This is a genomic window from Rodentibacter mrazii (genome assembly GCF_001998825.1).
GTDB lineage: Bacteria > Pseudomonadota > Gammaproteobacteria > Enterobacterales > Pasteurellaceae > Rodentibacter > Rodentibacter mrazii.
The window spans coordinates 18252-27972 of sequence record NZ_MLHG01000070.1; the positions used below are offsets into that span (position 1 = coordinate 18252).

13 protein-coding genes are annotated in these 9721 nt (G+C 40.3%); all 13 read right to left on the reverse strand.

The window, feature by feature from the left end; all coding sequences use genetic code 11:
* Positions 1 to 10: 10 nt before the first annotated feature.
* The 13 genes from BKK47_RS09870 to BKK47_RS09930 all read right to left on the reverse strand — a co-directional run bounded on the left by BKK47_RS09870 (position 11) and on the right by BKK47_RS09930 (position 9647).
* Positions 11 to 346, reverse strand: a complete 336-nt coding sequence (locus tag BKK47_RS09870) for a DUF2976 domain-containing protein (protein ID WP_244149133.1) — start codon at positions 344 to 346, stop codon at positions 11 to 13.
* Between the two features lie 83 nt (positions 347 to 429).
* Positions 430 to 666 (reverse strand): DUF3262 family protein, encoded by a 237-nt coding sequence (locus BKK47_RS09875; protein ID WP_077494679.1) that lies wholly within the window; start codon positions 664 to 666, stop codon positions 430 to 432.
* Complete coding sequence (locus BKK47_RS09880) at positions 656 to 988, reverse strand: integrative conjugative element protein, RAQPRD family (protein WP_231902299.1); 333 nt, start codon at positions 986 to 988, stop codon at positions 656 to 658. The genes BKK47_RS09875 and BKK47_RS09880 overlap by 11 nt, the downstream gene beginning before the upstream one ends.
* Before the next feature lie 141 nt (positions 989 to 1129).
* The gene (locus BKK47_RS09885) at positions 1130 to 1828 is read right to left on the reverse strand and encodes a TIGR03747 family integrating conjugative element membrane protein (protein WP_077494681.1); all 699 of its coding nucleotides are present in this window, start codon (positions 1826 to 1828) and stop codon (positions 1130 to 1132) included.
* The gene (locus BKK47_RS09890) at positions 1828 to 2166 is read right to left on the reverse strand and encodes a hypothetical protein (protein ID WP_077494682.1); all 339 of its coding nucleotides are present in this window, start codon (positions 2164 to 2166) and stop codon (positions 1828 to 1830) included. Before BKK47_RS09890 ends, BKK47_RS09885 begins: the two co-directional genes overlap by 1 nt.
* Positions 2163 to 4394 (reverse strand): type IV conjugative transfer system coupling protein TraD, encoded by a 2232-nt coding sequence (gene traD, locus BKK47_RS09895; protein WP_077494683.1) that lies wholly within the window; start codon positions 4392 to 4394, stop codon positions 2163 to 2165. Before traD ends, BKK47_RS09890 begins: the two co-directional genes overlap by 4 nt.
* Complete coding sequence (locus BKK47_RS09900; protein ID WP_077494684.1) at positions 4394 to 4900, reverse strand: integrating conjugative element protein; 507 nt, start codon at positions 4898 to 4900, stop codon at positions 4394 to 4396. The genes traD and BKK47_RS09900 overlap by 1 nt, the downstream gene beginning before the upstream one ends.
* A 14-nt stretch (positions 4901 to 4914) precedes the next feature.
* A complete protein-coding gene (locus BKK47_RS09905) occupies positions 4915 to 5835 on the reverse strand; it encodes a hypothetical protein (RefSeq protein ID WP_158074766.1) in 921 nt (306 codons plus the stop codon).
* A gap of 80 nt (positions 5836 to 5915) precedes the next feature.
* A complete protein-coding gene (locus tag BKK47_RS09910) occupies positions 5916 to 6680 on the reverse strand; it encodes a lysozyme family protein (protein ID WP_077494686.1) in 765 nt (254 codons plus the stop codon).
* Positions 6659 to 7411, reverse strand: coding sequence for a TIGR03759 family integrating conjugative element protein (locus tag BKK47_RS09915; RefSeq protein ID WP_077494687.1), 753 nt, complete (start codon positions 7409 to 7411; stop codon positions 6659 to 6661). The genes BKK47_RS09910 and BKK47_RS09915 overlap by 22 nt, the downstream gene beginning before the upstream one ends.
* Entirely contained in the window at positions 7404 to 8048 is a 645-nt protein-coding gene (gene pilL2 / locus BKK47_RS09920; RefSeq protein WP_077494688.1) for a PFGI-1 class ICE element type IV pilus protein PilL2, read from the reverse strand. Before pilL2 ends, BKK47_RS09915 begins: the two co-directional genes overlap by 8 nt.
* A gap of 99 nt (positions 8049 to 8147) precedes the next feature.
* Complete coding sequence (locus tag BKK47_RS09925) at positions 8148 to 8573, reverse strand: hypothetical protein (RefSeq protein ID WP_077494689.1); 426 nt, start codon at positions 8571 to 8573, stop codon at positions 8148 to 8150.
* 15 nt (positions 8574 to 8588) lie between these two features.
* Positions 8589 to 9647 (reverse strand): PcfJ domain-containing protein, encoded by a 1059-nt coding sequence (locus BKK47_RS09930; RefSeq protein WP_158074767.1) that lies wholly within the window; start codon positions 9645 to 9647, stop codon positions 8589 to 8591.
* Positions 9648 to 9721: the final 74 nt, after the last annotated feature.

The window sequence follows — 9721 nt, forward strand, 5'->3', positions numbered from 1 at the left end:
GGTACATTGACTAGAAGAGTCCTACTGCAAGTTTGACTAACCACAAGCAGAAGAAAATCACAATAAAACCAACAATTAAAGCAACAATAAAGTGTCCCCAGCCTTTCTTACCATTTTCAGAAGTGACCTCGTTATAAATACTGACGAGTGCTTTTACAACAACAATTATTGCGGCAGCAGCAAGTAATACAGCAACTAGTGTCACAAAGCCCTTGGCCACAATCCAAAGAATTTCCATCGGATCTTTTGTGTTACTATCTACTCCCGGAATCTGAAAATCCGGAATCTTGGAAGCATCGGGACCTGCCGCAAAGGCATTTTGAACGGCACCAAAGCATAACAACATGAAGGCAAGATAACCTTGTGCCCCCCATTGCCAGCCCCGTTTGATTTGAAAAGAAAGTGAACGTAAAGAATTCATAGATTCCCCTAATAAACGAAAAACATAATGACAACGATAACAACCGCCGCCCCTTTCAGAATCAATATCAAATAGCCAAAGATGTTCCCATCCGTTTGAAACCCGCTAAAGCCTTTTCGAACTGCCCACACATATGCCAAAAAAAGGCCGGCAATGAGGCAAATAGCAAAAAATGTGCGTAATTCAATGGCACTTAAACCACTTGCCGTCTCAAACGCACTTATCGGCGTATAATCATTTGCCACTAGAACCTCCCTGAGTTCTTAACTTGGTATAGTCCTCTTTCAAGGTTCGGAAGGCATTTGGATCACGGGGAATGGCACGGGAAGGATTAATATATTGATGAATACCGCTTTTTATGGCGTTAATATCTTGCGTTACCGCACGATAATCAAAATACTCACGGTTTTTCGCTGACGTTTTAGCTTCTGTCGCCGCACGTTTAAGCGATAGTTGTGCGGCTTCTAACTGCTTAATGGCTTGCGCCAGCTGCTCTTTTTCAGTGGCCTGTACATTCAGCACAACCATTGATACGGCAACTAAAACCGCTTTTCCTAACGTGTTCATTAGCATCTCCTCGATTTAAAATTGATTCGGGTAAAGGTTGCCAAAAACACAACGGGAATTTAACGGGAAATTCTATTCAGAAATGAGAGAGTTTTTAGAAAGATAAAAGACTCCAAGTCATATACTTGGAATCTTTTGATATTACAGATATTTTTTGAAACTTGCCGTTGTCACACAAATCGACAGCCCAAATAAAAAAGCAGCCGGGAGCAAGATAAGGTTCGGATAAACCGAAAAGGGAATAGATAAATACAAAATCCAAGATCCGATCATCACAGGCTTAATATAACGCCGTGCGTGATGATAAAGGAAACTGGATTCTCTCCCCGAACCAAATTTCCGTAAATCGCGCCGCATTAAACCTTCAGTAAAGCCAGCAAATGCCGCTAATAAGAACAATGGACTGGTCAGTATAATGACAATGAGCCGAATCACAAAGGTAATAGAGACATAAATGATGGACTCTAAATAAGCTCTACCATAATGATAAATAATCTGCTCCCAACTACTCTGATGCATTGGTGACTGCAACCAATGTTGAAAACCGGTTTTCACAAATAACCAATCGTGGACGGTCAATGTTACAGCATTAGCGAGCTCACCCGGCGCATAGCCAAATAAGCTACGCGTCGCGCTTTCCGAAATCCAACCCAACTCTTGAACCATCATTTCCTGACTATGCAAATGCCCTTGTTCTGACCAGAAAAACGCAATTCCTAGCCATTCAAAGAAAATACTCAGCAATAGAGAAATAAACAGCGCAGCAAGCACGGCCGACAAGGCCGATAATGTGTAAAGCGGCCCTTTTTTCTTGACTTTTTTATTCGTCTGTTCGGTCATTATTGTAAAAATTCCTTATGGCTCACACGACAATGAATCAAGACATAACCTTGTTCATTTTTATTTGAGACCAAGTAAAAATAAGCACGTTGATGCTGAGTATCCTCTTCTGTTATCGGCACATCACTCGCCGTCCAGAGAGAAATCCCCTCATCGGCATATTTGGTTGCAAATTGATGTACGGAATCATTACTTTCTACCCAACAATTAAGATAAGGCTCAAAATAAAAGAGCAGCTCTTTTGAATTCGGCAATGCGCAAGAGACGGCAAAATTCGCCGTAAAGTCAATATATTGATTAGGTAAATCCAATAAGTTAGTTTCTTGTTCAAAACTCATTCTTCCTCCATATCCTGTTCATCCGTATCGGCTTGACTTATCGGCTCAGCTTCATCATCTTCAGGCAGATCAATATCACTCCCCCAATCTAAATCGGCTTTTGCCATTTTTTCATCAGTCACCATATTTTCAAATGAATCGACAATATCCTTTGACGGCGTATAGTCTTTAAATGCAGGCTCCCACCAATTTACCGTAACGTGATAATTTTTTTGCATATCATCCAGTAACGCTTGCATTGACGGCGGTATCAAATCTTCATCATCAATAGCCGGTAACGGCATTCTCACCTTATATAAGGTACTCCCGTTCATCAAGATAAATGCTTGTCCTTTTGGCAAATTGGTGATATTCGCCACATCGAGCAAAGGCACTTCTTTTTGGGAGATGCGTTCCCCGGTATTTGAGGTAAAAGCTTTATCATCATCCGGATTACTTGAATCGGTAAAGCTTGAAGTCACCATACTTTGTAAAATCGTCACTTTATGCAACTGATCAGTTAATAGTTTCGCCGTCGCCGGTGATTTTACCCGAAACATTATCAGCGTATTAAAGTTACCGATGGTCTGCTCCGCCTTAGCTCGGTTGCCAAGACGGGCTTCAATATCGGCAATGGTTTGAGTATAGGCAGTGACTTGCATTCCGGCGCCTCGCCCTTTGTTAATCAACGGAATAAATTCATCGCCCATTAGCTCGTTAAATTCATCACAATGCAAATTGATTTTAACCGGCTTCGACTGACCTTTAAATGCCTCCGGCAACCCTTCATCCACACCGTGTTTATAGATATGTCCGGCCATTGATACCAGATCGGCAAACATACTGTTCCCGACCGCCGCCGCAACGGTGGCATCCGATAGGGCATCTAACCCCACATAGACTATACCCCGTTTACGAATCACTTCTTCCCAATCAAAAATCGGACGTTCATCGTTTACATCATCATAATCCGGTGATAATAATTCTTCGATTTTTCCTGTGGTGAGTTTTTCTAATAACGGTAGCAATGACGCTACAATTTTATCAAAATAGGTTTTATCATAACGTACCGCCGTTGCTAACCCCTCAAGCACTGGATCAAAAATCTTGTTTTCTAAAATATACTGATTAATGACCCAAATCAAAGGACGCTCTTTCATTCCGAAGGATAAATTTTTAACATCAACATTAGCTGAAATATTGAGTAGCCCGGGCCAAATTACCGGATCAATCGCATCGAAATAGTTCTCAGCATAACTCAAAAAGAGGCCATCAATATTTTGCACATAACGTGATATTTGCGAATAATTTGGTCTCTCCCCCATTTCAACCAATGCTCTTGCTACCACATTGGTGAAACGCCAGGCAAATTCCTTGAATGCAGCAGAGTTACCTGCACCGCTTAATTGCCCGGAAATCCGCCCCGCAACTTCGGAGACCCGACCGAAACGTCCTATCGGGTTGTAGCGTGCCGATTTTTCCGGATAGCCCAAATGGAACATATAAAATTCTTTATCCCGCCCAGCTCGTTTTGCTTCCGCATACATCCTTTTTAACATATCCGGGTCGCCTTTCGGATCAAAAAACACCACAACTTCGCGATCGGCTTGCGTTTTGCCTCGATGAATATCTTGTGTCACTAGCACTTCAGCAAAACGGGTTTTACCTACACCTGTGGTACCGAAAACAGCCGTATGCCCACCTCTTGAATTAAGGGGTTGCATCACATCGATTTCATCTAGTTCAATGCCGTGAATTGCCGGAATGCCCTCAACCGGCGGTAAGGGCCTTACAGGATTAAATCGTGAGTCTGACGTTGTTAGCTTAGTAATTAAGTTTTCGTGATGTTTTTCATACTCTCTTGCCATATTAAATAGCTTAGAGGGACGTAAGTATTTTTTGCCATCGGCGGAAAAACAGTCATAGAGCCGCTGGGTGTGCTCCGGTTGCCATTCAAATCCCCGACCTAAAAATAAGAATTTTTTATTTACCGGAATTTGACGGCTGGTTAAAGCATAATGAGGCAGGCGTTTTAAATTACGATGATAGCGTACAATACGCCAACCTTGGCGAAAACGCAGATAGCTTATTCCACCAAATCCGGCAGCCAACCCATAACCAATCGCTGGATGCAATGCCAAAGACCAAGGCGCCACACTGCATACATAAGCACAGGCAGCGTGGGCTGCTGCCGGATAAAATTCAACCGGCGGACGCAATAACCCCTCTAACAAATATTTACTTGCCATTACTGCGATACTCCGGTTTCCGTAATCAATGCTGGATAATGAGAGAGTTTTAAGCGATCGCTTAAATCATCTGCCGGTGAGGGTAATAATGTCAAATTCGGTGCCAAACGACGTAATTGGTTCAACTCATCTAGGGTGGTCACATTAACCACTAAACCGACCGCTTGTTGAGACAGTAAATTATCATAATGCTGAGACAACCATTGACGGGATAATTCATCTGCGCCAATAAGGAAAATTGGTGACATCCCGGTCAACTCCAAGTCAATTGGTTTTACATAGCCCGGTGTCAATTTGTGAGACACGACCGGAAGCATATCCACTTCCGTTACCGATTCCGGTATCGCATTAGGGTAAATAGGTGCATTTTCATCAAGTTCCGGCTGAATACCTTCATAAAATCTGACCGCACTTTCCCCACCTAAATCGGCAATCACCGCTAATTCTGCGGATGAAGACGTAGAAAGCAGTAATCCGACCCATAAAAAATGATGTAATTTCTTCATTGTTTTTGTCCTCATCATCTATCCACTTTATCATTTACTTCGCAATACTCTTCGCTCTGATGCCATTCATCACTAAATTTTTCAAAACGACCAAATGGAAAAGGAAAATCTTCCGGAAAAGTGATATGAGCTTGCTGAAAAAATTGAATAATCTCGTGACCATATAAAATCTTTTTATCAATCAGCATCGATGTGAGTTGCTTATAGACAGGTAAATTCAACCGAAAAAATGCTTGTAATAGCTGCGTTTGTTTTGTTTTTAAGGCAAGTAACTTTTTCTCATTTGCCTCAAACTCAAACTGAGATAATGGCTCAATATAAAAAATGCCCTCAAAATAGTTTTTTAAATAAGCACCTGCAAAATTAAACCATTCACGATTATCAGAAATCGCGCCTAATGAATTATCCTGCAATAAAATACTTTCGCCCTCACGACCGCCAAGTAAGCTGAGCATTTCCCATTCAATAAATAACCGACTTTGTGATACCCGCTTAGGTACAAATGCTGACACATAGCCTAAGGAGCCTGTTCCATCCGTTTGTTCTTTCACTTCTACTTTCATTGAAGGCGGCAGTTGACCTAATGCCGCATAAACCAAAAGATGACCGGCTTCGTGTGCGCCAACATATTGAATATCCTGAGGGGTCATTTTTCTAGGGATAACCACGCCTCCTCCATAAACTCTACCTTGTTCATATTCTTTTTGAGAGAAAATAGAACAGACAAAACGCTTCACTTTTTCAGCGAGAACAAAAAATGTCCCCATAGAGAAACAAAAGCTATACAAGTCAGTAAAATAGCGGCGATACTCAATCGTATTAGGTTTTATTACAGTGAGCTCTGATAAGGTTGTTTCAAAATTCACCGGTAAAAAACGATATAACCAAAAGAAACCATAGAAGGCGAGTGAGACAACAAAAGCATTTATTGTCATAAGAACAACTTGACGTATAAACGGAAAAATATGACCTCTCAAATGAGAAAATAACGGTATTTTAAACATCTTAATTCCTACTACATTTTTGTTGGATTAACCCAGGTCATTTGAGCATCTGATGGCTCAATCCAAATAATAGACGAGTTATTGACCGCACTTTGATGTGATGACATTGTTCCTATTTTTGCTTTTTGTTCATATCGTGGCTTAACCCATACCATTTCAGTTTGCTTTTGGGTAACCGGCATAAAATTAGCAATCGATTTATGGCTGTTATACCGTCCTTTTTGATAAGCAATAAATTGCTTCACGGACATTCCACGTTTCATCCCATTACGTCGCATATTTTGAATATCTTCAGCGGTTGAACGCCCTAAAATGGCACGATGAAACCCATCTAACCCAATATTATGTGCCATATATAAATTTTCATCAGTTATAGAAATTCCGCGTTGCTGAAATTGCTCAATATGCCAACGAGCAAGTAACGCAGTTGCGAATGTATTAGTTCGTTTATGATAACGAGGGTCACCCCGAGTGCCTTGAATAGACGGCGTAATTAAGCGCATTCCTAACTGTTTACCCCGTTCGGTTTGCGCCAGCCAGTTCCAGGTATCTCGGGTAAATTGCCCGACACCGATAGGACCTGTTGGCGAGACTTTACCATACCAGCCATCTTCCATTTTCACTAATCCTCGTAACATCACCTCACTAACCTGGTAACGTTTTGCAGCTTCCTGAATATACTGTTCGACATCTTTACCAAAGCCATTAAATGCCTGTGCTGTTGTAGAGCAAAGAAAAGGTAGCAAAATACTCACTAATAGACGAGAGACTGCCATTGTCCATCCTCTTGGATTTGGAATGCTGCCGGTATTTTACCGTTGGCATAATGGAGCCAGTAGCCCGTATCGTGATTGAGTGTAATTAAACGCAATTTAACTTTTTCTGGATTAATTTGATGTTTTTTTGCCCATTCTCGAATGGCATTATCGTTACCATTTGCTCCTACTACATACACATCTACTGGGGTTTTATTATCAACATGAGCCAACATTCGACTCACATCAGATTCGCATCTCGAACAATTATCTAAACGGGTAAAATAAATGACTCGCCCAACGGATTGTGAAATATGTGGTTCAACATCAAAAGGTAATTCATTGGGGTATAACTTAGCGAATGCTTTATCGTAAGCACGTTGAAATGCCAATTCCCGCTCAACACGATTATGCATTTTTTTCGCCAATAATTCCGCATAGCGTGTGCGTTCGGCCTCCGTTTTAGCTTCAATCCCTAATACAGTCAACGGATCAAGATTCGGTGACCAAACACCCCGCTCACCTTGTTGCAATTCAAGGTAACGTTGCCATTCTTCGGTCGTTAATCCCCATTCTTGCGCTTTTTGACTTAATTCTGTTTGGTTAAGTAGCTTAATATCAAGGCTTTTTTCAGCCGACGAGGTGCGACCGGTGACCTCAGAAAGCAGCCGGTTACTTTGGGTTGAATCCGCCCTCGTCATACTGCTTACCACTAAACATGATAAAAGGGATAACTTGATAAATTTATTCATCAACCACCTCGGTCTGTGTTGTGGTTGAAATAATCTCAATACGTTTTTTCTCCATTTCAACCGGGTTTTCGCGCGTTTTAAAACACACTGTGCGGGTAATATCGTTTAACGTCACATAATAGGCGGGACCCGCAAGCATTTGTAAAGCTTCGCGTAACTTAATCGGGCCAAATTGATGATGGATTTTAGGCAGCGGCAAAGAAAATAGTGATGCGGTTTGATTAAATGCGGATCCGTAACAGAGACTTAAGCCGGTTCCTGATAAAGTCGTTTTTAAACCTTGCTCAACCGTTGCCGTCATTGCACGCTTTTTCTTTGGTGTCATATTGACTGTGACCATCTGCTCCAGCAAATATTTTTGCCCTTCTTCTGGCGAGGTATTAACCAGCGTATAGCGTCCTTGACGCACAATTTGGGTTACCGGCTCTGGCTCATCAGCATATTGATAAATATCCGGCACTATGGTTTGTTCTGTGATAACCGGTGAAGGTTTAATGCTTTCAGAGACAAAACCTGCTGTCGGCAACGGATAAGTTTCCACGCTGGATACTGTCTCTTTTTTCGGATTTTGAACACACCCGGTTAAGGCAAGACAAAGCACACCGGCGATTGAAAGAGAGAGGTCTATTTTGTTCATTTTTCTTCCCCAAAGTAGCAATTAACGTTCGTGTTACTATGGAGAAGATAATCTTGAAGTGGAATAATTTTTTATTTAGCAAAGTTAGATAAATACTTTCTATGAATCAATAAAAAGATATAAACGTTGCTGAATAAATCGTTCAACTAAAATAGGGAAAAGCATCTCATCTTTTCCTTCAAGTTGATGTAATATTTCGTCAGAGGTAGGCAACATTACTCGAAGCACTTCAAGATCTGAATAATAGTCAAATGATGGGTATATCCAATTGACGACAATCCCATTCTGATATCCCCAAAATGGTGTGTGCCAGATGATCTCTCGTAATAAAATCCCCATCTCGCCAATTTTTAACTTGTATTTCGCTTGGAATTTTATAAAAAAGGCAACTGGAAGATTATCTTTCGCATCAAACTCACCTTTCATCATTAAATCAAAACGTTTTTTCTGTTCTTGCAATATATAACATCGCAATTTTCTTCTTAGATACGCATAACGTAAATAACGATAAATTACTTTACTCATTAAAAATCGTCTCAATTATTTTTCAATATCATTTAACACTTCACAGAATTGCTTGCTGATATGCTCTAAATATTCACTAACAGACTGGTTACAAGCGCCTCTATGTTGTTCGATCTGCCATTTCTTTTTTTGTTTGTGCCAAAATAGCCCAAGTGTAGAATAATATGGTTTCATTTTAGTGTTGAGTTGTTCTAGATATTTAACTGAAAAAGCGAGGTAAACCCCATCAGCACAAGCATCGGTATAAGTGAAAATACAATGCTGCATTCGTTGTCCTTCCTCATATAAAGCTTGTCCCGTAGTCAATGCTGTAAATTCTACGCTCTCAATTTTATAGAACGACAAATATCCATTCCAAGATTTTGCAAGCTGTTGTTGATGTGCTTCGTTTTGACGTCTTTGTTGTTCCTCTAACAATTGACGATGCCACTGTAAACTACGATTGATTAATTGTTCCCAAGTCGGCGGTAAACCACGATGTTGTCCTACACCACTCGCTAAATAATCACCAATATCATAAAACGTATCTGAGATATCTTTGAGATATACTCTGAGTGCCTTAAAACCATTATTTTTCCAATAAAAAATTGCATAACGAATAAATAGTCGAAGGGCTTGATAAAAATGTTCCTTACTTATATCTATCTGGTCAAGAATATTCGCTTTTGTCAAAATACAAATTTTTAGACAAACAGGCATAGGCTCTGAAATCCCGTGTTGGATTAAATACTCTAATTCGGTGTGATGAAATATCCACACTTTAACAAATTGTGAAGATTGTTTTTTTAACCAACGCCATTGCTGTTTTGTTCGGCAAAATGGAGCTGTTCTCTTTTTTGAATATAAGAAATCAGTCTCCTGGCAACGAGGTAATCGCCCCTCTTTTGACATAACCCAGTATTGATAACTAAATAAATGTGGATCATTCCAATAGCACGGTTTTATATTACTTAATAAAGGCAAGAGATTAGGAAATTCTGTTTTAACACGATCTAAAAGAGATAAATATTTTTGATAAAAGATATAATGAGATAAGTCATTGTTATTACAATAGCCTTCTATACGCACTAACATTGAAATCACGGGGTTATCCCAAAAATTTAACCATAACCATTTTGTAATGGTATTTCATGTGGTTTTCGTAATGG

Bases quoted from the DNA above. Each gene is read 5' to 3' on its own strand.
- BKK47_RS09910 (WP_077494686.1), bottom strand. From the start codon at position 6,680: ATGGCAGTCTCTCGTCTATTAGTGAGTATTTTGCTACCTTTTCTTTGC.
- BKK47_RS09905 (WP_158074766.1), bottom strand. From the start codon at position 5,835: ATGACAATAAATGCTTTTGTTGTCTCACTCGCCTTCTATGGTTTCTTT.
- BKK47_RS09890 (WP_077494682.1), bottom strand. From the start codon at position 2,166: ATGAGTTTTGAACAAGAAACTAACTTATTGGATTTACCTAATCAATAT.
- BKK47_RS09930 (WP_158074767.1), bottom strand. From the start codon at position 9,647: ATGTTAGTGCGTATAGAAGGCTATTGTAATAACAATGACTTATCTCAT.
- BKK47_RS09870 (WP_244149133.1), bottom strand. From the start codon at position 346: ATGTTGTTATGCTTTGGTGCCGTTCAAAATGCCTTTGCGGCAGGTCCC.
- BKK47_RS09885 (WP_077494681.1), bottom strand. From the start codon at position 1,828: ATGACCGAACAGACGAATAAAAAAGTCAAGAAAAAAGGGCCGCTTTAC.
- BKK47_RS09880 (WP_231902299.1), bottom strand. From the start codon at position 988: ATGAACACGTTAGGAAAAGCGGTTTTAGTTGCCGTATCAATGGTTGTG.
- traD (WP_077494683.1), bottom strand. From the start codon at position 4,394: ATGGCAAGTAAATATTTGTTAGAGGGGTTATTGCGTCCGCCGGTTGAA.
- pilL2 (WP_077494688.1), bottom strand. From the start codon at position 8,048: ATGAACAAAATAGACCTCTCTCTTTCAATCGCCGGTGTGCTTTGTCTT.
- BKK47_RS09900 (WP_077494684.1), bottom strand. From the start codon at position 4,900: ATGAAGAAATTACATCATTTTTTATGGGTCGGATTACTGCTTTCTACG.
- BKK47_RS09915 (WP_077494687.1), bottom strand. From the start codon at position 7,411: ATGAATAAATTTATCAAGTTATCCCTTTTATCATGTTTAGTGGTAAGC.
- BKK47_RS09925 (WP_077494689.1), bottom strand. From the start codon at position 8,573: ATGAGTAAAGTAATTTATCGTTATTTACGTTATGCGTATCTAAGAAGA.